Origin of the sequence: Vibrio hyugaensis (assembly GCF_002906655.1) — a bacterium.
GTDB classification, from domain to species: domain Bacteria; phylum Pseudomonadota; class Gammaproteobacteria; order Enterobacterales; family Vibrionaceae; genus Vibrio; species Vibrio hyugaensis.
Genome location: NZ_CP025794.1, coordinates 1251288 through 1273228, shown reverse-complemented (window position 1 = coordinate 1273228; position 21941 = coordinate 1251288). Strand labels below are relative to the sequence as shown.

The 21941-nt window shown below is 46.8% G+C and carries 21 protein-coding genes and 1 tRNA gene; 7 read left to right on the top strand and 15 right to left on the bottom strand.

Translation table 11 applies throughout. The features are described 5' to 3' along the window. The first annotated feature begins 82 nt into the window (after positions 1–82). Positions 83–1201, top strand: a complete 1119-nt coding sequence (gene rnd / locus C1S74_RS06415) for a ribonuclease D (RefSeq protein ID WP_045400853.1) — start codon at positions 83–85, stop codon at positions 1199–1201. Between the two features lie 265 nt (positions 1202–1466). On the opposite strand, the gene minE is transcribed toward rnd, so the two are convergent. Genes minE through minC form a run of 3 tightly spaced genes read right to left on the bottom strand, consistent with a single transcriptional unit; the run spans position 1467 to position 3225 of the window. Continuing rightward, complete coding sequence (gene minE / locus C1S74_RS06410) at positions 1467–1730, bottom strand: cell division topological specificity factor MinE (protein WP_005437690.1); 264 nt, start codon at positions 1728–1730, stop codon at positions 1467–1469. A 2-nt stretch (positions 1731–1732) separates the two neighbouring features. Then, positions 1733–2545, bottom strand: a complete 813-nt coding sequence (gene minD, locus C1S74_RS06405) for a septum site-determining protein MinD (RefSeq protein WP_005437688.1) — start codon at positions 2543–2545, stop codon at positions 1733–1735. Positions 2546–2562: 17 nt separating this feature from the next. Next, a complete protein-coding gene (gene minC / locus C1S74_RS06400) occupies positions 2563–3225 on the bottom strand; it encodes a septum site-determining protein MinC (protein WP_038865652.1) in 663 nt (220 codons plus the stop codon). Positions 3226–3422: 197 nt separating this feature from the next. Here minC and C1S74_RS06395 point away from each other — a divergent pair, with 197 nt between their 5' ends. From C1S74_RS06395 to C1S74_RS06380, 4 genes are all read left to right on the top strand, one after another. Beyond that, positions 3423–3704 (top strand): YcgL domain-containing protein, encoded by a 282-nt coding sequence (locus tag C1S74_RS06395; RefSeq protein ID WP_038865650.1) that lies wholly within the window; start codon positions 3423–3425, stop codon positions 3702–3704. A 51-nt stretch (positions 3705–3755) separates the two neighbouring features. After that, complete coding sequence (locus tag C1S74_RS06390) at positions 3756–4727, top strand: lytic murein transglycosylase (protein ID WP_038865648.1); 972 nt, start codon at positions 3756–3758, stop codon at positions 4725–4727. 71 nt (positions 4728–4798) lie between these two features. After that, complete coding sequence (locus C1S74_RS06385) at positions 4799–5743, top strand: LysR family transcriptional regulator (protein WP_045400854.1); 945 nt, start codon at positions 4799–4801, stop codon at positions 5741–5743. Between the two features lie 235 nt (positions 5744–5978). Beyond that, positions 5979–7178, top strand: coding sequence for a NupC/NupG family nucleoside CNT transporter (locus tag C1S74_RS06380; RefSeq protein ID WP_045400856.1), 1200 nt, complete (start codon positions 5979–5981; stop codon positions 7176–7178). Between the two features lie 246 nt (positions 7179–7424). On the opposite strand, the gene C1S74_RS06375 is transcribed toward C1S74_RS06380, so the two are convergent. Both C1S74_RS06375 and folD read right to left on the bottom strand, forming a co-directional pair. Further along, positions 7425–7808 (bottom strand): endonuclease domain-containing protein, encoded by a 384-nt coding sequence (locus tag C1S74_RS06375; RefSeq protein WP_082039060.1) that lies wholly within the window; start codon positions 7806–7808, stop codon positions 7425–7427. A 739-nt stretch (positions 7809–8547) separates the two neighbouring features. Next, entirely contained in the window at positions 8548–9408 is an 861-nt protein-coding gene (gene folD / locus C1S74_RS06370) for a bifunctional methylenetetrahydrofolate dehydrogenase/methenyltetrahydrofolate cyclohydrolase FolD (protein ID WP_045400858.1), read from the bottom strand. Between the two features lie 203 nt (positions 9409–9611). Here folD and C1S74_RS06365 point away from each other — a divergent pair. Beyond that, a tRNA-Arg gene (locus C1S74_RS06365) sits at positions 9612–9688 on the top strand. A 157-nt stretch (positions 9689–9845) separates the two neighbouring features. Continuing rightward, a protein-coding gene (locus C1S74_RS06360) for an IS3 family transposase (RefSeq protein ID WP_103415250.1) occupies positions 9846–11050 on the top strand; the annotation gives its coding sequence in 2 pieces (ribosomal slippage) (positions 9846–10215 and positions 10215–11050; 1206 coding nt in all). Positions 11051–11084: 34 nt separating this feature from the next. Here C1S74_RS06360 and C1S74_RS06355 read toward each other — a convergent pair. The 10 genes from C1S74_RS06355 to C1S74_RS06310 are packed head-to-tail and all read right to left on the bottom strand — an operon-like array spanning position 11085 to position 21941. Continuing rightward, positions 11085–12308, bottom strand: coding sequence for a beta-ketoacyl-ACP synthase (locus tag C1S74_RS06355; RefSeq protein ID WP_045403649.1), 1224 nt, complete (start codon positions 12306–12308; stop codon positions 11085–11087). Further along, the gene (locus C1S74_RS06350; protein WP_045403650.1) at positions 12305–13030 is read right to left on the bottom strand and encodes a 3-ketoacyl-ACP reductase FabG2; all 726 of its coding nucleotides are present in this window, start codon (positions 13028–13030) and stop codon (positions 12305–12307) included. Before C1S74_RS06350 ends, C1S74_RS06355 begins: the two co-directional genes overlap by 4 nt. Then, on the bottom strand, positions 13027–13491 hold the full coding sequence (locus tag C1S74_RS06345; protein ID WP_038879310.1) for a hotdog family protein: 465 nt from the start codon (positions 13489–13491) through the stop codon (positions 13027–13029). The genes C1S74_RS06350 and C1S74_RS06345 overlap by 4 nt, the downstream gene beginning before the upstream one ends. Continuing rightward, positions 13484–14671, bottom strand: coding sequence for a beta-ketoacyl-[acyl-carrier-protein] synthase family protein (locus tag C1S74_RS06340; protein ID WP_045403652.1), 1188 nt, complete (start codon positions 14669–14671; stop codon positions 13484–13486). Before C1S74_RS06340 ends, C1S74_RS06345 begins: the two co-directional genes overlap by 8 nt. A gap of 20 nt (positions 14672–14691) precedes the next feature. Continuing rightward, positions 14692–15303, bottom strand: a complete 612-nt coding sequence (locus C1S74_RS06335; protein WP_045403653.1) for a DUF3261 domain-containing protein — start codon at positions 15301–15303, stop codon at positions 14692–14694. Then, complete coding sequence (locus C1S74_RS06330) at positions 15300–17642, bottom strand: MMPL family transporter (RefSeq protein WP_045403656.1); 2343 nt, start codon at positions 17640–17642, stop codon at positions 15300–15302. Before C1S74_RS06330 ends, C1S74_RS06335 begins: the two co-directional genes overlap by 4 nt. After that, a complete protein-coding gene (locus C1S74_RS06325) occupies positions 17614–18225 on the bottom strand; it encodes a LolA family protein (RefSeq protein ID WP_038865630.1) in 612 nt (203 codons plus the stop codon). The genes C1S74_RS06330 and C1S74_RS06325 overlap by 29 nt, the downstream gene beginning before the upstream one ends. Then, entirely contained in the window at positions 18225–18671 is a 447-nt protein-coding gene (locus C1S74_RS06320; protein ID WP_038879318.1) for an acyl-CoA thioesterase, read from the bottom strand. Before C1S74_RS06320 ends, C1S74_RS06325 begins: the two co-directional genes overlap by 1 nt. Next, a complete protein-coding gene (locus C1S74_RS06315; protein WP_045403658.1) occupies positions 18671–20224 on the bottom strand; it encodes an HAL/PAL/TAL family ammonia-lyase in 1554 nt (517 codons plus the stop codon). The genes C1S74_RS06320 and C1S74_RS06315 overlap by 1 nt, the downstream gene beginning before the upstream one ends. Then, on the bottom strand, positions 20208–21941 hold the full coding sequence (locus tag C1S74_RS06310; RefSeq protein ID WP_045403659.1) for a glycosyltransferase family 2 protein: 1734 nt from the start codon (positions 21939–21941) through the stop codon (positions 20208–20210). The genes C1S74_RS06315 and C1S74_RS06310 overlap by 17 nt, the downstream gene beginning before the upstream one ends.

Sequence of the window (21941 nt, the reverse complement as noted above, 5' to 3'; positions counted from 1 at the left end):
TTTCTTTGTGCAACAATCATTTATTGCCAAATAGTGTTAGAATGCCAGCGTTTTGCTGGCATTTTTTTATAGCGAGAAGCATGTGAACTATCAGATCATTACGAAAAACAAAGACCTAGAAGAAGTCTGCGCTCTAGCAAGAGAAGCCGGAGTAGTTATGCTGGATACCGAATTCGTCCGAATCAGAACTTACTATCCGCAACTAGGTTTGATTCAGCTTTTCGATGGCAAACAACTTTCCCTTATCGACCCGACGGAACTGACTGACATGACGTCATTCGTCGAGTTACTAAAAGACACTTCCGTATTGAAAGTGTTGCACGCGTGTGGTGAAGATTTAGAAGTCTTCCAAAATGCCTTTGGCTGCACACCATTCCCAATGGTTGACACTCAACTTATGGCGGCATTCCTAGGTCACGGTCTGTCGACGGGCTTTGCAACGCTGGTGGAAGAATACCTAGGCGTTGAGCTCGACAAGAGCGAGTCTCGTACGGACTGGATGGCACGTCCATTGACTCAAAAGCAGCTTGATTACGCCGCAGCTGACGTTCATTACCTAATGCCTCTTTACGAGAAGCTACTCGATAAAGTCAATGAAGCCGGCTGGTGGGAAGCGGTTCAGCAAGAGAGTGACCTGCTGGTATCAAAGCGTATTCGCAACGTGAACGAAGAAAACGCGTACCTAGACATTAAAGGCGCATGGCAGTTAAGACCGGCTGAACTTGCGATCCTTAAGCCGTTAGCAACTTGGCGTTATAAAGAAGCAATTAAGCGCGACCTCGCATTAAATTTCATCTTCAAAGAAGGTGACTTACTGACGGTTGCTCGTCTTGGTTTGACTGGCTTTAAGAAGATGGAAGCAGAAGGCATCGACATCCGCGCGATTAACCGCCACGGTGCGAGGATTGCGGGTATCGTGAAGCAAGCGAAACTGACACCAGCTGATGAATATCCAGCTAAAATCGAGCGCTTAATGGATTACCCGGGTTACAAGCAAATCTTCAAGAACATGAAAGATGTAGTGAAGGTAGCATCGCAGAAGTCAGGTTTGGCGACCGAGTTCTTGGCTTCTAAAAAGCAGATCAATCAAATCATTAGTTGGGTATGGAAGAAAGATCGCGATCCAGCGCGCCTACCAGATGTCATGCAAGGCTGGCGCCTTGAACTTCTTGGAAAGAACATGGATAAGCTTCTGAAATAGGAGCAAATAAAAAAGGTTGGCATTATCGCCAACCTTTTTTGTAACACGCATTTGTATTTTGTTTTGAGTCCCCATTTTAGCAGGGCTAAACCACTGGGTCATTCCAGCGAACCTAAGTGAGACTAGGAATCTACTGACAGCCCGCTTTGAAGCCAAAACCTTCTTTCACCAACCCGAGTGCTCTGGTAATAGATTCTGAATCACGCTCGTACCTCGCTGTCCAGAATGACGAAGAGGAGGACTCTCAAGTAAAGTCGAAAAGTAATTACTTCTCGTCTTCTGGCAGCTTCACGTTTAGCTCAAGAACTGAAATATCATCGTCCTTGTGTTCAAACGTCAAATCCACCATGTTTGGATCAATCGCAACGTACTTGCTAATTACCTTCAAGATGTCCTCTTTCAATTGAGGTAGGTAAGAAGGTGCAGGATCGTTCTGGCTACGACGCTCAGCAACGATGATCTGCAAACGCTCTTTGGCTAGATTCGCAGAAGTTTTCTTTTGTGGGCGGAAAAATTCTAGTAGTGACATGTCTAGCCTCCGAATAGTCGTTTAAAGAGTCCTTTCTTCTCCTCAGTAAGGAAACGAAATTCAACCTGGTTGCCCAGTAGGCGGTCTACCGTATCAGAGTAAGCCATGCCTGCGTCTGTGTTCTCGTCAAAGATCACTGGCACACCTTTGTTTGATGCATTCAATACCGCTTGGCTCTCTGGAATCACACCCAATAGAGAAATGTGTAGGATCTCTTCCACGTCTTCAACGCTTAGCATCTCACCCTGTGTTACGCGAGAAGGGTTGTAACGTGTCAACAGTAGATGCTGCTTAACTGGCTCAAGACCTTGCTCTGCGCGTAGCGACTTCGAATCCAAAATACCTAGGATACGGTCAGAGTCACGTACCGAAGATACTTCCGGGTTCGTCGTTACAATCGCTTCATCTGCGTAGTACAGCGCCATCAGAGCACCTTGCTCGATACCTGCTGGTGAGTCACAGATGATGAAGTCGAAGCCCATCTCATCCAACTCAGTGAACACACGTTGTACGCCATCTTTCGTTAGCGCGTCTTTATCACGTGTTTGAGAAGCTGGAAGAATGAATAGGTTATCTGTGCGCTTGTCTTTGATCATCGCTTGGTTAAGCGTTGCTTCGCCGTTGATGACGTTAACAAAGTCATACACCACGCGGCGTTCACAGCCCATGATAAGATCGAGGTTACGCAAGCCGATATCAAAATCGATCACCGCAGTCTTTTTACCCTTTAGAGCCAGACCCGAGGCGATGGCTGCGCTTGAAGTGGTTTTACCAACGCCACCTTTGCCAGACGTTACTACAATAATGCGTGCCATTTTATTTCCTTTTTAGACTAAATCGTGAGTGTTTCTAGATGTAATGATTCTTCGGCTTTACTGATCATTACTTTCTTTTGCCAATACTCACTCTCAATTTGATCGCTCAACCAGTAATCTCCTGCAATGGAAACCAGTTCAGCTTGTAAATCGTGACAAATAATTCGTGCTTCTTGTTGACCACTCGCCCCGGCAATAGCACGTCCGCGTAGGGTGCCATGAATGTGAATAGAGCCATCAGCAATCACTTCGGCACCAGCACTTACGTGTGCCAGTACAACCAAGTCACCGTCTTTCGCATAGATTTGCTGGCCAGAACGAACAGGCGTACGCACGATCTTCGTTGGCGCCATTTTGGCTGGTGCTTGAGTTGGAGATTTGCTCGCAGACATGATGGCGAAGCCCGCTTCTGAGGCAAGGTTTTGAACGCGTTTATCTTTACAGCCAGTCACACCAACCGGAATAAACCCTGCGTCAGCGATGCCTTGTTTAAGTGCGAGGAAATCAATATCACCTTCTACTTTTGCTATATTGATAACCAGAGGTGCGGATGCGAAGAAAGAAGGCGCTTGAGAAACCTTTTCTTGCAAAAATTCGACAGTCGTAGCGATCTCATTGTCAGAAAGGTGTAAAACTGACAATGTAAAACTGCTACCTTTAAGGTCAGGTGAATGGGTCATCGTGGACTTCTTGCCTTTATTGAAAGAGCGTTGCCTTAAACTAGGTCTGTCATGTTATATTTCATCCTTTAGCGCAGCAAGTTCTCAAGCGGGCAAATAAGTGAATTAATCTCAAATTTGCAATCAAGTTTGCGAGAATTTTACGTTTTCAACAAAATCCGCACTCAAAGCGGGTAAATCAGCACAAAAGGCTCGTCATGCTTTGTTCTATTTATAAAAGTTCCAAAAAAGAAGGCACTTATCTCTATATTCCGAAAAAGGATGATTTCTCACAGGTTCCTGACATGCTTATGCAAATGTTCGGTAAGCCTATGCCGGTGATGACAATCAAACTTGATGGCCGTACTTTGGCACAAGTTGATGTCGAGAAAGTGAAAGCTTCATTAATTAATGACGGTTTCTTCCTACAGGTTCCGCCTCCGCCGGAAAACCTACTCGATAAATACAAAGAACAAAAAGCCCAGCAGAAAGGCGAATAAACTCGCAACTTTTCATCTGGGAACTCTGCCTCGCTCATAAAGGAGGGCGATATGAAAAAATTACTGGCAGCCATGCTCAGCGTTGGTATGTGTACTTCAGCCTTTGCAAGCAGCGACGGCTTTGATGAATACCTAAATAAATTGCGTGCAGAAGCGCGTGATAAAGGTATTTCTGAGCAGGTGATCAGTGCCGCTTTTTCTGATGTGGAATACAAACCACGTGCAGTAAAAGCAGACCGTAACCAGCCAGAGAAGAAACTGACGTTAGACGAATACATTCCGCGTGCGGTACCTGAGTGGAAGGTAAAGCAAGCGAAGCAACTGTATAAAGAACACTACGCTGAACTAAAACGCATTGGCGATGAGTTTGGTGTGCAGCCGCGCTTTATTGTTGCGCTGTGGGGCGTGGAAAGTAACTTCGGTAAGTTCACGGGTAACTTCCGTGTGATCGACGCGTTGTCGACCATGGCATTTGAAGGTCGTCGTGAAGAGTTCTTCCGTAAAGAAACCATGGCGGCGCTACAAATTCTAGATGAAGGTCATATCGAGCTAGAGAACTTCAAAGGTTCTTGGGCTGGCGCGATGGGTCAATGTCAGTTTATGCCAAGCTCATTCCTGCGCTTTGCCGCAGATGGTAACGGCGACGGTAAGAAGGACATCTGGCAATCGGAAGCAGACGTGTTTGCTTCTACTGCGAACTACCTAAGCAAATCTGGCTGGGATGATAAGTTCACTTGGGGTCGTCAGGTTAAAGTGCCACACGGTATTGACCACAACCTGCAAGGTCGCGAAGCAGAAAAAGGTAAGTACCTTCAAGAGTGGAGCAAGCTTGGTATCACCAAATACGATGGCAGCCCACTTCCTAAGCTGGACGAAGACATTAAAGCTTGGCTGATTATGCCAGACGATGAGAACGGCCGTACTTACTTGGTGTACAACAACTACAATGTGCTGATGAAGTGGAACCGCTCTTACTACTTCGCACTGGCGGTGAGTCATTTAGCTGACCGCATCACATTCTAGGTTGAATGTATAAACGAATAAAAAGGGGCTCTTCGGAGCCCTTTGTTTTCTCTATTTTAAACGAGGTTTGCGTGTTATCTGAACGTGCTGCACAAATGGTGATCTTCTCGGCGTTGATCAAACATAAGAATTTTACCGCCGCGGCAAAGAGCCTAGGCGTGTCTGTTTCTCACGTCAGTAAACAGCTTAGCCAATTAGAAGCTTCATTAGGCATCAAGCTTGTGCAACGTACCACGCGCAGCTTCACGCCAACCGAAGCGGGGCAAACCTTCTACCACCACTGTGAGCAACTGGTGCAAGCCGTTAGCAGCGCGACATTAGAGATGGAAAGCCAGCGTGATGAAGTCGCCGGTTTAGTTCGCCTTGGTTTGTCGCAGTCTTTTGGCACACTCCACATCATTCCTGCCATCCAAGAACTTCGCGAGCAGTACCCACAACTGCAAGTTGAAGTGCATTTGTTCGATTACAAAGTCGATATGCTCGAAGAAGGCTTGGATCTTTGGATCACCAATAATGAACATTTGCCAGAAGGCTACATTGCTCAGCGCTTAGCAGATTGTCAATTCGTGGTTGCAGCATCGCCGGATTACTTACTCAAGTACGATACGCCAACCGAACCGAATGACTTGTCGCAACACAACTGTCTTATCTACCGCAGTTGGGAGCGTGACTACACCAGTTGGGCGTTCACCAATCGCGAGCAAGAGCTCAACGTGAAAGTCTCTGGCAACTACTCAGTCGATTTGGCAGAAGCGGTACGTGATGCTGCGATCGCAGGGTGGGGGATTGCTTACTTAGCCACTTACTTGCTGGGGGATGAATTCCGCTCAGGCAAATTGATTCAGCTTCTACCAGATTGGAGAGCCAGCCAATCTATGCCGTTTTATGCAGTGTACCCAAGTCGTCAGCATATGCCGAAAAAGATCTCTGCAGTGATCGATTTCATCAAACAGAAGATCGGATCGCCTTGCCATTGGGATCAGCGATTAGCTCCTTATATCTCGATTCCTAAGTAGCGAATACATAAGGTGATTTGAATCACAAAATTTTTCCAAATTCAGAAACATCTTTTCCATTTGGAAATAATGATTTTAGGCAAACGTTTATCTTTATTTAATTCAATGGGTTATTTGGCTGGTTAAATTGCAACCAGCTGACTTATTCAGCCTGTTAACATCTCCAACTTGCAGCATTTATTATGCTCTATACAATCCGACGCCTTTCCTGTTCCCCCTTTGTCGGATTCATTTTATGAACTCAATTCTTGGTATCGTAGCCATCCTATTCGTAGCATGGCTGCTTTCGACTAACCGTAAGAACATTCGTCTACGAACGGTGTCTTTGGCTTTTGCTCTGCAAGTTATCTTCGCGCTATTGGTACTGTATGTACCAGCGGGTAAAGAAGCTCTTAACGCAGTAACTGGCGCGGTTTCTAATCTGATCAACTACGGTCAAGAAGGCATCGCGTTCCTATTTGGCAACCTAGCAACAGGTGGCTTTACCTTCGCGATCAACGTACTTGGCATCATTATCTTTTTCTCAGCACTGATTTCAGGTTTGTACCACATCGGTCTGATGCCTAAAGTGATCAACCTAATCGGTGGTGGTCTACAGCGCTTGTTAGGTACTGGCCGAGCAGAATCACTATCTGCTACAGCGAACATCTTTGTGGGCATGATTGAAGCACCACTAGTCGTTAAGCCATATCTTAAGCACATGACAGACTCTCAGTTCTTCGCAGTAATGACTGGTGGTTTGGCATCGGTTGCTGGTGGCACGTTAGTAGGTTACGCATCACTGGGTGTGGATCTGAACTTCCTAATCGCAGCGGCATTCATGTCTGCGCCAGCGGGTCTTCTAATGGCAAAAATTATGATGCCAGAGACAGACACCACAACTCAGGATATGGATCTAGACCAAGTAGAAATTCCACGTGCAACTAACGTGGTTGAAGCAATGGCAGACGGCGCAATGTCTGGTCTACGTATCGCAGTAGCGGTAGGTGCAACCCTATTGGCGTTCGTAAGTGTCATCGCGATGCTAAACGGCATTCTAGGCTGGTTTGGCGGTCTGTTTGGCATGGAACTGAGCTTCGAGCTAGTACTTGGTTACCTATTCGCACCAATCGCATGGTTGTTGGGTATCCCTTGGAAGGAAGCAATCGTGGCAGGCTCTCTGATCGGTAACAAGATTGTTGTGAATGAGTTCGTGGCCTTCATCCAACTGATGGAAGTGAAGTCTCAGCTAAGCGCACACTCACAAGCTATCGTAACCTTCGCACTGTGTGGTTTCGCAAACATTTCAACCATGGCAATGCTGATTGGTGGTCTAGGCTCACTCGTACCAGAGAAGCGTTCATTCATCTCGAAATACGGCTTCCGCGCAATCGCAGCAGGTGTAATGGCGAACTTGATGAGTGCATCAATCGCTGGTGTGATTTTGAGTTTGTAACAGAACCCCTCCCTAACCCTCCCCTTAGAAAGGGGAGGGGACTTGACCTGAGTGCGCTGAGTGTGGAGCGCCAATCGACAGTTAATATAATGTCTGTGGCGATTGCATTAGTTGAATCGCTCTCTTTCTGGTCCTCTCCATTTTTAAGAGGGAGTTAGAGGTGGTTGCTGCTCCGAACTAAATCCGGTTGCTGCATTTGAATAAGTTGGCGAACGAATAGCGATCTCAGTCAGGTCCTCCCCATTTTTAAGGGGGAGTTAGAGGGGGTTGTTGCTCCGAACTAAATTGAATTATCCTTTCCAAAACAGACTCGGTTTGCTTCATCGCTTCTTCGTTGGTAAATCGCAGAACCTTAATCCCCAGTGCTTCCATGAATGCATCCCTCATTGCATCTTTCTCTTTCCCCTCAGCAGAGAAATGGCTATCACCATCAATCTCAATAACCAAGCTCAATTCCGCACAATAGAAGTCAACGATGTAGCGACCAATACCGTGTTGCCTACGAAACTTTACACCGAGTTGTTTTCGTCTAATTCTTTGCCAAAGTACTTCTTCAGGTTTTGGCATATTCGAGCGTAGCTGGCTTCTGATTTTCTTTTGATACTTCAAGTTAAACGTTCGTTGTTGCACTTGTGCTTCCTTTGCGTTCTCAACCCCTCCCTAACCCTCCCCTTAGAAAGGGGAGGGGACTAGAGCGGAGTGCGCTTAGTGTGAAGCGATAATCGAGAATTCATATAATGTTTGCTTTGATTGCATCTGTTAGAGCGATCCAGTTCTCCTCATTTTCAGGGAGGAGTTAGAAGGTGGGCTGCTCCGAACTAAATCCGGTAGCTGTATTTGAATAAGTTAGCGAACGAATAGCGATCTCAGTCCAGTCCTTCCCATTTTCAAGGGGGAGCTAGAGGGGGTTATTACTCCGAACTAAATCCGGTAGTTGCATTTGAATAAGTTAGTGAACGAATAACGATCTCAGTCGCTCCTCCCCATTTTCAAGGGGGAGTTAGAAGGGGTGCTGCTCCGAACTAAATCCGGTTGCTGCATTTGAATAAGTTAGCGAACGAATAGCGATCTCAGTCCGTTCCTCTCCATTTTCAAGGGGGAGCTAGGGGCCTGCTCCTAACTAAATCCGGTTGCTGCATTTGAATAAGTTAGCGAACGAATAGCGATCTCAGTCAGGTCCTCCCCATTTTTAAGGGGGAGTTAGAGGGGGTTGCTGCTCTGAACTAAATCCGGTTGCTGCATTTGAATAATCCAGTGAACCAAAAGCAAGCTCTGTCTAGCCCTCCCCATTTTCAAGGAGGAGTTAGAGGGGGTTATTACTCAAAACAAAAAGGGCTCCTTTCGGAGCCCTTTCAGTATCGGTAATTTTTTATTTCTTCGTATGGAACTGCTCGCAAGCGAGCATCGTGTTCTCAATTAGGCTGGCTACCGTCATAGGGCCTACGCCGCCCGGTACAGGAGTAATGAAGCTCGCGTTTTCACGTGCTTTATCGTATTCCACGTCACCCACTAATTTGCCAGATTCAAGGCGGTTGATGCCTACATCGACCACAACAGCCCCTTTCTTTATCCACTCGCCAGGAATGAAGTTTGGCTTACCAACCGCAACCACAACAAGGTCTGCTTGGCGAACGTGGCCTTCTAGATCTCTCGTAAAGCGGTGACAAGTTGTCGTTGTACAGCCTGCAAGTAGCAGCTCAAGTGTCATAGGACGACCAACGATGTTTGATGCGCCAACCACAACCGCGTGCTTGCCACGTAGTTCGATGTTGTAACGGTCAAGAAGAGTAATGATGCCTTTTGGCGTGCAAGAGCGAAGCTTAGGAATACGCTGCGCTAGACGACCCACGTTATAAGGGTGGAAGCCATCCACGTCTTTCTCTGGGTGAATACGCTCAAGAACATGCGTTGCATCGATGCCAGCAGGAAGTGGCAACTGAACAAGAATACCGTCGATTTCTGCATCATTGTTCAACTCGTCAATGAGAGATAGCAACTCTTCTTCCGACGTAGTCGCAGGAAGGTCAAAAGACTTAGAGACAAAGCCAACTTCTTCGCACGCACGGCGTTTGCTGCCAACGTAAACTTGAGAAGCTGGGTCTTCACCAACTAGAACAACTGCAAGACCTGGTGCACGTAGGCCCGCTCCAACGCGAGCTTTCACTCTTGCTGCAACTTCGGATCGAACAGTTTGGGAAATGAGAGTTCCATCTATATTTTGAGCAGTCATGACTTTCCTTTTAAATTGAGAAGGGAAATTATTTGCGGCGCATTGTCGCAGAAAATCTATTTAACATCCATCCGCAAACGTTTGCTTTGTGGTGTTTTTGAACATTTCTCGTTTCAATGCCCTTTTTTTAGGCATTCAGATCAGAATGTTATGAAAACACGTTGATTTAAGCGCTTGAACTCGTATAATCCTGTCCCTGTAGCGCGCCCTTAGCTCAGCTGGATAGAGCACGTCCCTTCTAAGGATGTGGTCATAGGTTCGAATCCTATAGGGCGTGCCATTTATTCAAAAGCCCCGATAACTCCTCGAGTTATCGGGGCTTTGTCGTTTTAGCCAATTTAATAAAAAAGCGCTAGTCTCTACTAGCGCTTTTTTAACGGGTTATGACCCGTCCTAAATAAGGTTGACACTTCCCAATCAGGAAATTGGAGAGTGTTATGAAATCAGTAACTAGACGAACTCAATGTGACTATTCCCTCGCTTTTAAATTGGATGTTGTTGACCAAGTTGAAAGAGGTGAACTGACTTATAAACAGGCTCAAGAGAAATACGGCATACAAGGTTGTTCTACAGTATTAGTGTGGCTCCGAAAACACGGTCGACTCAATTGGTCTAGGGGCACTCCTCGATTTTTGAAAAAAGGGTTGCCTATGTCTGAACTCAATTCACCTCCTACACCAGAGCAACGTATCAAAGAGCTGGAAAAGCTGCTCGAAGATACCAAGCTAAGAGCCGACTTCTTTGAAGAAGTGGTCAAAGTTATGGAACGAGACCACGGTGTTCGAGTCGTAAAAAAGCACAAAGGTGCGTCGTCCAAGAGCAAAACATAGCTCTGCTTAACGTGACTAAATTTTGCCAAATCGTAAATATCACTAGGCAAGCCTATTACAAGCAATGCCTTACTGATGCTCGTAAGTTGCGACGCGATGAAGTACTTCTGAGTTTTGTTCGTGAGACTCGTATTAAACAAGCCCGCATAGGAACTAGGAAGCTGAAGTATCTGATGGAACAAGCAGGAATGACTGTAGGCAGGGACTATCTTTTTACACTGCTTAAACATCATCGCCTGCTTGTGAAAACCAAGCGTGCTTACCACCGAACAACAGATAGCCATCATAGGTTTTACTGCCACCCAAATAGAATAAAGGATGGTTTTAAGCCAGAGAGGCCTGAAGAGTTGTGGGTCGCTGATATTACCTATCTTCCTACTTATGAAGGGAATAGTTATGTCAGCCTGATTACCGATGCCTACTCTAGGAAAATCGTCGGTTACAGTGTGGATGACAACATGCAAACGAGTGTTGTAAAACAAGCTTTTATAGGAGCGTTAAAAAAACGTCGAAGTAAAGGAAGCTTAATCCATCATTCAGATAGAGGTTCCCAGTACTGCTCAAAGGAATACCAAGACTTACATGCTAAGCACAAGGTAGTGTGTTCAATGACGGATGGGTATGACTGTTACCAGAATGCATTGGCAGAGAGAGTAAACGGCATTTTGAAAATGGAATACCTCTTGCGAAAGCCCAAAGATATTGTTCAGGCGAGAAAAATGGTCGCTGAGTCAGTAGAAATCTATAATCAGATGAGGCCTCATACAGCGCTAAAATACAAAACGCCCGATGAAGTGCATCGAGCGTTTTAACGTAAAAAGTGTCAACCCATATCAGGACGGGTCATTAAATCTTCTTAAAAATGATCGAAGTGTTGATGCCACCGAACGCGAAGTTGTTACTCATTAAGTATTCCACTTCCAGTTCACGGCCTTGACCGGATAAGTAATCGAGATCACCACATTGTGGATCGAGATTATCTAAGTTGAGGGTCGGGCTAAACCAACCTGTATGCATCATCTCAAGACTTAACCAGGCTTCGATAGCACCGCAAGCGCCTAGAGTATGGCCAAAGTAGCTCTTTAAAGAACTGATTGGCACTTTACCGAGTGCATTTTCAGTCGCGTTACTTTCTGCGATATCTCCTCGGTCGGTTGCCGTTCCGTGAGCGGAAACATAATCGATTTTATCCGCAGGAATGCCCGCATTCTGTAACGCCATTTCCATACAGATCTGCATGGTTTCCATTTGAGGTTGCGTCACGTGTGCCGCATCGCAGTTACTTGCAAAGCCGATAATCTCTGCATAGATTGTCGCACCACGTGCAACGGCGTGTTCGTATTCTTCTAAAACCAACGTACCCGCACCTTCACCGATCACTAGGCCGTCGCGGTCAGTGTCATAAGGCCTCGGTGTGCTTTTCGGCTCTTCATTTTTTAGACTGGTCGCAAAAAGGGTGTCGAAGACAGCCGATTCTGTCGGACAAAGCTCTTCAGCGCCACCTGCAACCATAACGGTTTGGTAGCCGTGTTTGATAGCTTCGTAGGCGTAACCAATCGCTTGACTGCCAGAAGTACAGGCGCTGCTGGTCGGAATCACTCGACCACGTAAGCCGAAGAACAGCCCAACGTTAACTGCAGTCGTGTGCGGCATCATTTGTACGTAGGTGGTTGCAGTGATGGCTTTGGTGGTTTTCTCGTTAAGCATGACACCAAAGGCACCAATCGCATCGGTACTGCCTGTTGAAGAGCCGTAAGCAATGCCAGTTTGACCGTTTGTCAGCACTTCGTTGCCAATTAAGCCTGCTTGGTTTAATGCGTTTTCGGTGGCTACGGTAGCAAGTTTAGAAACACGACCCATGCCGCGAACTTGTTTGCGCTTGTAGTGCTTAGGCAGTTCAAAATCCATGACTGGGGCTGCCAGTTTGGTGTTCAAACCATCATATTGCTCGTAAGAGGGCATGTATTGAGTGGCGTTTTGACAATCGCGTAGTTTAGGTTCTACTGCAGACCAATCGTTACCAAAAGCAGTAACGCCGGACATACCTGTTACAACGACTCGACGACTCATACTAAGCCTCCGTTTACTGAAATGACTTGGCGAGTCACGTAGCCCGCGATGTCTGACATTAAGTAACTCACAAGGCCAGCGACCTCCTCTGGTTCACCCATGCGGCGCAGAGGGATTTGTGGCATCGCGTGCTCTTTTACGTGCTCGTCAACCATGCCAGTATCGATAAGACCGGGCGCCACGCAGTTTACGGTGATCTTGCGTTTTGCTAGCTCAAGAGCCAATGACTTAGTTGCACCAATCACGCCTGCTTTTGCTGCGCTGTAGTTGGTTTGGCCGCGGTTGCCCATCAAGCCAGATACCGAAGCCAGCGTTACAATGCGGCCGCCTTTGCGTTTTTGTACCATTGGCATCACACAAGGGTGCAGCACATTGTAGAAGCTATCTAGGTTAGTATGAATTACACCGTCCCACTCTTCTTCTGTCATTGCAGGGAAGGCGGTGTCGCGAGTAATCCCTGCATTGTTAACTACGCCGTAGTATGCGCCATGCTCGGCAATGTCCGCTTCTAGCTTGTTGCGGCATTCTTCACGGTTACTGATATCAAACTGAATTAGGCGGCCGTTGCCACCATGTTGTTGTATGGTACCTAAAGTATCTTGTGCGCCTTGTTGATCGCCCATGTAATGCACGACGATATCAAAACCGTCTTTCGCAAGTTGAACGGCGATGGCTTTACCGATGCCTTTACTAGCACCTGTTACGAGGACTTGTCGGGTCATTGTTGACTCCTGATTTTCATTTCTTTTAATTTTTCTTCTGATGGGACGTAAACGTTCAGTTGGCAGGTCGCAATGGTCTTTTCTTGCCACTCAATTCGAGCCGAAAATACTGCCATGCCATTGTCTTCCATCATTTTTTCTGCGTATACGTCGAGTATTTGCCCCTGCATAAACGCATCGCAATCTGCCACGTAGCGTCGGCTGCCAAGCAAAAAACCGATGGGCGGTTCTTCACCTTGAGTAAGCGCGTGATAGCCGGACCAAGCGGCGACAGATTGAGCCATGAACTCGATACCGACGTAAGCAGGCACCGAAAGGCTTTCTTGGTTGAAGAATGGATTGTGGTCACCGATATCAACTTGGCAATGAATGGTGTCTTGTTGAACGTCTAAAGCACGATCAACCAGAATCATCGGTTTATCGTGCGGAAGCAGTTGTTCAATTGGGGGAAGTTTAGTCATGAGCGTAACCAAAAATGAGACTAACGTTATTACCACCAAAAGCAAAAGAGTTGCTTAAAATGGCCTTACCATTCAGTTTCGTTGCTGTTTCTACCAACGAAACCTCGATGTCTTCGGCTTTATTTTCACAAGACTGAATCGGAAGGTCGAGGTCGTAATTTAAAATATGCCACGCAATGGCCGCTTCTGTGGCGCTGGCAGCACCCAACGTGTGACCTGTTAAGGGTTTGGTTGAGCTGACAGGGACTGCATCGCCAAAGCAACGATGGATGGCTTTGCTTTCCATCGAATCATTCAGTGGTGTTGCTGTGCCATGGGCGTTGATGTAACCAATGTCACTTGGTGATAAGCCCGCGTTTTCGAGTGCCTTCATCATCGCTTGTTCTGCGCCAACACCTTCAGGGTGAGGGGCGGAGATATGATGCGCGTCAGAGCTGTCACCTGTGCCAAGTAAGGCCACTTTGGTTGGAGAAGAACTTAGCAACATGATAGAAGCCGATTCACCAATATTGATGCCATTACGGTTAGTACTAAAAGGTGAGCAGTGCTGCTCTGAAAGAGCTTCTAATCCGTTGAAGCCGTTAAGTGTTAGGCGACAAATCGTATCGACACCACCGACAATTACCGCATCTACAAGCCCGGTTCGAATCAGGCGTTGAGCAGTAATAAATACGCGGCCACTCGAAGAGCAAGCTGTGGAAACTGCATAACAAGGTCCGGTTAAACCAAAATAGGCGGCGACAAAGTCACTGCAATTGCCAAGTTCTTGCTTGCGATAGTGGTAGCTTGCAGGGAAGTCTCCTTCGGAGAGTTTTTCTGCAAATGCCACCTCGCCATCGGTGATGCCTGACGTGCTGCTACCGATAACAACGGCAACACGTTCTGCGCCATACTGTCCTATGGCATCGCGCACAGGCCCTTCAATCTGGCGAAGTGCAGATAGTGCCAGACGGTTGTTGCGAGTATCAAATGGGACTAACTCAGGCGGCATCTCAGGTAACGACTCTGCCACTTGGCCAATCACTGTTTGGCGGCCAGAGTTCAGAATATCCGCATCAATGACCATGTTAGATGGTTGGATTCCAGCTAGGCACCGATGAATAACGTCTTCATCTTTGCCCAATGCGGAATGAAAACCACAGGCCTGAATATACAAAGGTTGAGGAGAGCGAGTTGGCATATAGATTTACTAAGGTCGTTCTAATTTAATTGATATTGCAGTGTTTGAATGGAGATTGAAAACCCATGTTTGAGGTGGTGAAAATCAATCTGACCTTTTAACTTGTCAGCGTTTGCATAGTGTATCTCTATGATCTTTTCACCGTTGCTATCAAATACGGTTCGGGAATATCCATCATCAATCATTCGCCACCTTACCTTATTTAGCGGCGCTTCCCAAGCGGAACTCGGCCACAGCGTGATCATTAGATTGAATAGTACCTGCTCTGGCTCCGGTAAGGTGCCTTGTAGCCCGTTTAAAATTTCAGTATTGATTTGTGTGCCATCGTATTGCAGTGACAAGACGCGAGTTCCCCATGAGGAAAAACCAGCCAAGACCACATCAGCGTCGCTGACTTGCAGTTGTACGGGTAATTGCTCTTGCTTCTCTTTGCCATCAATCGACCAAGTCGCGGTGATCAATTGGCTTGCTGTGAGCTGGTAGCCTAGTGCGCTCGGGGCTGGAAGAGAGACTTGGGTGCCTTTGGTTATTTCCACCGTTGGCGTTGACTGCTGAGGAACTAAGCTACACGCACTGAGCAGAATGCTTAGCGTGAGGCCAACAGCAACTCGGAGCATCGTGGTTATCTTCATTGTGATTTATCTTCCGTCATGATGGCGATAGGAGAGAGCAGCCACGCGATAAAAATACCGCTTAATACCGTGATACCAAAGCTATGGATGGCATGCGTTTGGCTCAACGAGAGTAGACCAAAAGATAAGACCGTGGTAATGGCTGACAACGTAATCGCAAGCAAGGTGCTGAGACTGCGAGCCTTCTCGGCAAAGAACAATGTGTAGTCGATACCAATGCCAAGAATCAAAATCAGGCCAAGTAAGTTAAACAGATTGAGCGTTGAACCCGCGGCCGCGGCGGATGCCAGACCACCGGCACAAGCAATGGCAGACGGTAACAAGATTCGCCAAGCGTGTTTAAAGCCGTAGCGTTTGACTAATACCGCAAAAATTAAGGCTGTCGCTGCCAGCAATAGCTCCATGATTTTGATTCGGTATTCGCCAAACAGGGTAGAAATTTCTTCTGCTTTGTTTAGGTAAGTGACGTCAGCTTGTGATTGAGCGAACGCTTGCACCAGCCCGAGGTTCTTAACTTCATTCAGTGTAATCACGGCGGCTGATCTACCTTCAATCTCACCTAAATGCAGAAAGCGAATCGGTTCTGATACCGGGTTACTGAGGTACTGTGATAGCGTGATTGGTGCAAATTCAGCTTGTAACTCTGGCACTTTAGTCAGTTGTAATCCTGCGGCTAATGCTGGCCCCTGAGTTTGGTACAAGTGGCTGATTAAGTTGAAATCTTGTTGTTGGCACTGATTCGAACCTAAGTATTGAGCCAAACTCTGATGGCCTTTGATAAGGCGCTCTTTTTGCCAGTTAACTAAAATCAGCTCAAGGCTTTCCAAGCGCTGCATTAAGGCTTCATCTGAGTCAGCAGTAACGACCAACATTTGTTGTGATGCCTGCATGCCGCTCACTTGTGTTATCAAGGCTTCTTGTTGCTTTAACGTCGCTGGCATGGCTTGCAGTTGGCGAATATCATCATCGTATTTGAGTTGAGCAAGATAGTATCCGCTGATGGCTAAACACAACACAGGCAAACCGAATTTGAAAGCAGGGCGCTGCCATAAGTTTAACCAAACTGAGAGCAAGCGTTTACCCGGTAAAATTGCGGCCGATTGAGAGGGCTTTGTCGCCAATATCGGATACCAAGCCACGACGGTCGCATAGGCGGCAATCAAACCAATCGATGAGAACAGAGCCAACTGCTGCAGCCCGGGAAAAGGCGCGACCAGCATACCTAAATAGCCAATCAAACTGGTGACAAGCCCAAGTGTGATTGCAACAAAGATGTGTTTCAGCCCCAAGCGGCTGTCCCATTGATTACCAGTGGCTAATCGTTCTGTTAGATAATGGAAAGCGTAGTCAATGGAAACCCCAATCAGACTCGCGCCAAAAACCAAGCTAAACAGGTGAACTCTGCCAAAAATCCATGTCGTGATACCTAGTGCGACGGCAAGTCCAACCGAGATAGACAATAGTGCTAAAGCCAATGGCGTTACACTACGGAAGACGACAAGAAACAGCACCACAATTCCTAGCAGAGAGAATACGCCGATGGTACTGATTTCTGACTTCGCGCTCTGGGTTCCAAAATCGGCATAAAACAGCACACCAGTATGTGCCGTTTGTACGCCATATTTGTTAGCAATGGTGTGTTCCAATTGGTCAATTTCAGGCACCGCCAATTGGGTTGATAATGCGTAAGGTGAGCCACCCAATGTCGCCGTGATCAACAAATAAGATTGGCCTTTCTTCTCGGTAAACAAATACCCATTTTCTAAATAAAACGCTGAGGTTTGTTGAGTTACCTGACCTAAATAATCACGGAAGAGTAAGAACGGGTCGGTTTGTAACTCTTGTCCTGTCACACCAGAAAAGGGATTGTAGAGAGATTGAATCACATGCTGAACTTGCGCTTGAGGATTTGTTGTTAATCGTACGCGTTGTTCAGGAGTGAGTTGCTGAAAGCGATGCTTGAAATAGTAACTTGCCCATGCTTTTTGCTTGTCTGGTGAGATTTTGCCGACAATTTCAGTAAAGTGCTGAGTTTGTTGTAAGCCTTGCTCAAATGCTGCCGCAGCCTGAAAAAGTTTGGCTTTATCTGGCGCCGACAAAACAAAAATAACCTTATCACTCATGCTGCTAGAAACCGCGTCGAAGGCTTGCTCAGCAATTGGGTTTTGCTGATTTTCTGGCAATAGCTTAAGAATGTTAGTTTCAATTGGTGAGTGCTCGCTACCAAGCCATTGCGTCAGCAACAGCGAACTTGCAAGCACTACAATCCCCAACCAAACCAAAGCCAGTGAGTGCGAACCTAGCCGGAATTTAGAAGTCAAATTGAGCCTTTTCAGCATCCGTCATTTCCAGTGGTAGTGAAGTCTGTTGAGTGAACTCGATTTCTGTTTTGTCACCACGCAGTTCTTCTAGCATTAATTGGTCGATATGTTGTTCACCAGAAAGGGTAATCACTTTAAATACCGCATTGAGGGGCGCTTGTTTAGGCGTTAGAGCCAGTTGCCATTTACCGTTTTCTTGAGCAGAGAAATTAAGCGTAAATTGCGCTTTTAGCGCTGCTGTATCGCCATGGAATACCGAAAGAAACACATGGCTGAAGTAAAACGCCATTGGGTTTTCTTGGGCCGTAATGATCTTTGAAACTTGATCCCCAAACGTTTGACGCAACTTGTTTTGAGTAAGCACTAAGTTCACAGCAAATGGCACTTGTTGTTGCCACAATAAGCCATGCGATTTACTGAGCGTAAATTTACCGGTTGATGTTAGCGGTTGATTGAACATTTCAAGGTGGCGGCTTTGTTTAAAGTCACCACGTACTATCTCGTTCTGAGATAACTGCTGTTGAAGGGATTCTAAATCAGTCACTTGAGCCCAAGCAGAAACAGAGAACAGCATCAATAAAGAGCATAACCATTTGCGCATTAAGCAAGGCTCCCATGCTTGTGCCATTGTTCAATTTTGTCCATGAATACGGCAGGTGAAGCAAAGCACATCTCTTGTTTCTCAATCGATACCGCGACTTGGGTCGTGTGCGCTTTACACATACGTTGGTCAGTGTTGGCATCGTAGATCACGTAGTCGACGCGCAAGCGGTTCTCCCACTCTGTCAGCTTTGCGGTAATACGAATTTCATGATTGAACGGAATCGCTTTTACGTACTTCACGCGCGTATCAATGATTGGCCACATGTAGCCAGACTCATTCATATCGCGGTAGCTGTATTCAATCTTTTCCATTAGGACACGACGTGCTTCTTCAAAATAGCGAAAGAAGTTTCCGTGATAAATCACACCCATTGGATCTGCATCTTGAAATGAGGTGATCATCGTCACCTCAGCTTCCAAAGGGTAAAGGACTTGTTCTTGCATTACGCCTCCGCGTACAACGACCATTGACGTTGCTGAATTTTAGCAATGAAGTTACGCAGATCATGCTCTAAAGGACGATCTTCGACAACAAACTCAAACTCTTCCAGTACCGCATCGCGAATCATCTTCAAGTTACTGCTCATGTGGTGCTCATCAAGCTCGTTATGGCGACGACGAATTTCTACCGCTTGCACACTTGCCAGCAATGACGCGGCTGCAACTTGTTCGGTTAGTTCCAGTACACGCATACAATCGCGTGCAGCAATGGTGCCCATGCTGACTTTGTCTTGGTTGTGGCACTCTGTTGAACGAGAGAACACGCTTGCAGGCATGGTGTGTTTCAGCGCCTCTGCTGTCCATGCGGAGATGCCGATTTGTACTGCTTTGAAACCGTGGTTGATTGGTTTACGTTCGCCCTCTGCACCGGTCAGGTTAAACGGAAGGCCGTTGTTGAACTTGTAATCCATCAGCTGTGCCATTTGACGATCCAACAAATCAGCAAGGTTAGCAATGTTCGCTTTTAAGGTATCCATGGCCATTGCGATGTGGCCGCCATAGAAGTGACCGCCATGCAGTACACGTTCGTTGTCACCATCAATGATTGGGTTGTCGTTAGCACTGTTGAGTTCGTTTTCGATCAACTGACGTAACCAAGGCAGAGAATCTTGCACCATACCAATCACATGCGGAGCACAACGCAGAGAGTAACGGTCTTGAAGACGGTCGCTATTGCGTGGTGGGCGCTCGGCTTTAAGGTCTTTACGTAGCCAAGCGGCAACTTGTTGTTGGCCTGGGTGTGGCTTCACGGCGAACAAGGCTTCATCAAAGTGGAAATCATTCCCTTGCATGCCCACCGATACCATTGCCGTTATCTTGGTACACAACTGCGCAAGATATTCTGCGCGTTTATAAGCGATACAAGCCAGCGCCGTCATGACCGATGTGCCATTCATTAGCGCCAACCCTTCTTTTGGCTTAAGCGTAATTGGGTTAATACCTAATTCGGCAAACACTTCTTGGGTTGGACGTACTTCACCTTTGTAAAGCACATCGCGTTCACCAATCAATGCTGCAGCAAGGTAAGAAAGCGGTGTTAGGTCACCGCTTGCGCCTACGGAGCCTTCTTGCGGAATACGTGGAGCAACATCATGGTTGATTAGGTTTACGATCTGGTTAAGTAGATCGTGAGAAACACCCGATACACCTTGCGATAATGAACACAGACGCGTCGCAAGAACGGCTCTTGCTTGTTCGTGGGAAAGGATTTCACCTAAGCCACAACCATGAAAGCGAGTTAAGTGCAGCGGTAACTCATCAACCAATGCTGGTGGAATCGCGACGGTACACGAGTCACCGTAACCTGTGGTCACGCCGTAAATGACGCCTTCTTCTTTCAGCAATTTCTCTAGAAAAGCGACGCCACGATCGATCTTAGACGTAAATTCTGGTGACGCATTCATGCTTGCGTTTGCGCCTTGTGCAATCGCAACCACATCTTCGATAGAAAGAGCTTGTGCGCCGAAGGTAATGTTTTGATTAGTGTTCGTTGTCATGTCGCTGATTACTTAAAGTCCAGAAGTTGAAAAAGTTATACCACTGCAACGGTGCTTGCAGAGTATGGTGCTCCAATCGTTGCGCGTATTGCTGTACCACATTATCTAACGCTGCTTGGCGCGTTTTGCGTGGTAGGACGATTTGGTCACTAAAATGTTCGAAGTACACATTGAAGTGCGGGGTGATGGCATTGTCGTCTCGTAGGCCAAACAGCAAATAAACCGGCGCTTTCAGTACCGAGGCCAACATAAATGGGCCTTGAGGGAAGGGGGCGGATTTACCTAAAAAGTCTGCCCAAACCACGCGGCTTTCAACGCTGGTTGAAGTGCGATCTCCCACAATCACAACCCATTCACCTTGCTCAATTTTTTGTTGTAGCAAAATGGCGGTGTCTGGCCCCATTGAGCTGACTTGAATCACGTTGAGTTCTGAGCTCGGGTTTACGGCTTTCATGACCGCATTGAACTGCTCAGCGTGTTCGGTGAACACCAAAGCATTAATTTTGACATGAGAATGGCGACGACCAAGTGCGCGGCACAGTTCTATGTTGCCTAGGTGTGAGCCCAGAATGACCACACCTTGTTGTTTCTCTGCCATTGCTTCGAAGTGGTGCTGACCGTGAATGGTGAGATTACTCACGTCAAAGTCACCTTGCCACGCGGCCAGCTTATCCAGCATGGTGCGGCCAAATGACAAAAGATGATGATAGCTATCGAGTGGCTGTGGTAACACTAAACTTTGCTGTTTCGCGTAAGTCTGTAATTGGTTGAGATAAAGCTCAGATGCTTGACGTGAAGACTTACCAGTAAGGTGGTAATAGCGCATCACTAACTTCAGGATGAAGTCGAACGCTTTGCGGCCAAACAGACGGTAGATCGCCAGAAGCGTCTTGATGCCTAAAACGGTGCCTTGCTCTTTGCGTTTCGACCAATGCGCATCGCTTTGATTGTGCTTTTGTTCGATGTCTTTAGATTGACGTTTTCGAGCTAACAAAGATGGAATGCGTGGCAACATGCCAAAGAACAAGCGAGTATGCATCCAACTGATTTTGACGTTGTCCCACAACGCGTCAAAGTGAGAAATACCGCCTTCAGGGTAAATCACCCGAGTCGGAACAAAGTCGATATCAGTGCCATCCCAATACATGCGAACAAGGATCTCGATATCGAAGTCCATTCGTTTACCAATCTTATTCTTCTTGAGGACGTTGGCCGTAGCTTCGAGAGGATAAGCACGAAAGCCGCACATGCTGTCTTTAATCGACAGAGACAAGGTTTCAATCCATACCCAGATATGGGTCGCGTATCGGCCATATAGACGCGATTTTGGTACGCTGTCGTCGTAAATCGGTTGACCTGAAATCAAGTTATCTGGCTTATCTTGTGACGCTTGAAGCAGATTAGGTAGAGCATCAAGATCATGTTGACCGTCGGCGTCGATTTGAATCGCATGACTAAAGCCATCCGCGTAGGCTTGTTGAATACCAGCCATTACCGCTCCGCCTTTCCCTTGGTTTTCGGTCAGACGAATTAAGGTGATTTTCTCTTCGTTTGCTAACGCATCCAGTGTTTGTTTTGTCGCCTCTTCACTGCCGTCATCCACGACCAAAATGGGCATGGAAAATGACGCGAGAGAATCTACAACGGCTGCGATGGTGCTACCATGGTTATAGCAAGGGATCAGAAAGCACGGTTGATAGGAGTTTGCGCCGCTCAC

Excerpts from the sequence above, each read along its gene's own strand:
- C1S74_RS06315 (WP_045403658.1), bottom strand. The coding sequence starts at position 20,224 with ATGACAACGAACACTAATCAAAACATTACCTTCGGCGCACAAGCTCTT.
- C1S74_RS06350 (WP_045403650.1), bottom strand. The coding sequence starts at position 13,030 with ATGACCCGACAAGTCCTCGTAACAGGTGCTAGTAAAGGCATCGGTAAA.
- C1S74_RS06330 (WP_045403656.1), bottom strand. The coding sequence starts at position 17,642 with ATGCTGAAAAGGCTCAATTTGACTTCTAAATTCCGGCTAGGTTCGCAC.
- minD (WP_005437688.1), bottom strand. The coding sequence starts at position 2,545 with ATGGCACGCATTATTGTAGTAACGTCTGGCAAAGGTGGCGTTGGTAAA.
- minE (WP_005437690.1), bottom strand. The coding sequence starts at position 1,730 with ATGTCACTACTAGAATTTTTCCGCCCACAAAAGAAAACTTCTGCGAAT.
- C1S74_RS06345 (WP_038879310.1), bottom strand. The coding sequence starts at position 13,491 with ATGACTAAACTTCCCCCAATTGAACAACTGCTTCCGCACGATAAACCG.
- C1S74_RS06395 (WP_038865650.1), top strand. The coding sequence starts at position 3,423 with ATGCTTTGTTCTATTTATAAAAGTTCCAAAAAAGAAGGCACTTATCTC.
- C1S74_RS06355 (WP_045403649.1), bottom strand. The coding sequence starts at position 12,308 with ATGAGTCGTCGAGTCGTTGTAACAGGTATGTCCGGCGTTACTGCTTTT.
- C1S74_RS06320 (WP_038879318.1), bottom strand. The coding sequence starts at position 18,671 with ATGCAAGAACAAGTCCTTTACCCTTTGGAAGCTGAGGTGACGATGATC.
- C1S74_RS06380 (WP_045400856.1), top strand. The coding sequence starts at position 5,979 with ATGAACTCAATTCTTGGTATCGTAGCCATCCTATTCGTAGCATGGCTG.
- C1S74_RS06390 (WP_038865648.1), top strand. The coding sequence starts at position 3,756 with ATGAAAAAATTACTGGCAGCCATGCTCAGCGTTGGTATGTGTACTTCA.
- folD (WP_045400858.1), bottom strand. The coding sequence starts at position 9,408 with ATGACTGCTCAAAATATAGATGGAACTCTCATTTCCCAAACTGTTCGA.
- C1S74_RS06340 (WP_045403652.1), bottom strand. The coding sequence starts at position 14,671 with ATGCCAACTCGCTCTCCTCAACCTTTGTATATTCAGGCCTGTGGTTTT.
- C1S74_RS06325 (WP_038865630.1), bottom strand. The coding sequence starts at position 18,225 with ATGCGCAAATGGTTATGCTCTTTATTGATGCTGTTCTCTGTTTCTGCT.
- minC (WP_038865652.1), bottom strand. The coding sequence starts at position 3,225 with ATGACCCATTCACCTGACCTTAAAGGTAGCAGTTTTACATTGTCAGTT.
- C1S74_RS06335 (WP_045403653.1), bottom strand. The coding sequence starts at position 15,303 with ATGAAGATAACCACGATGCTCCGAGTTGCTGTTGGCCTCACGCTAAGC.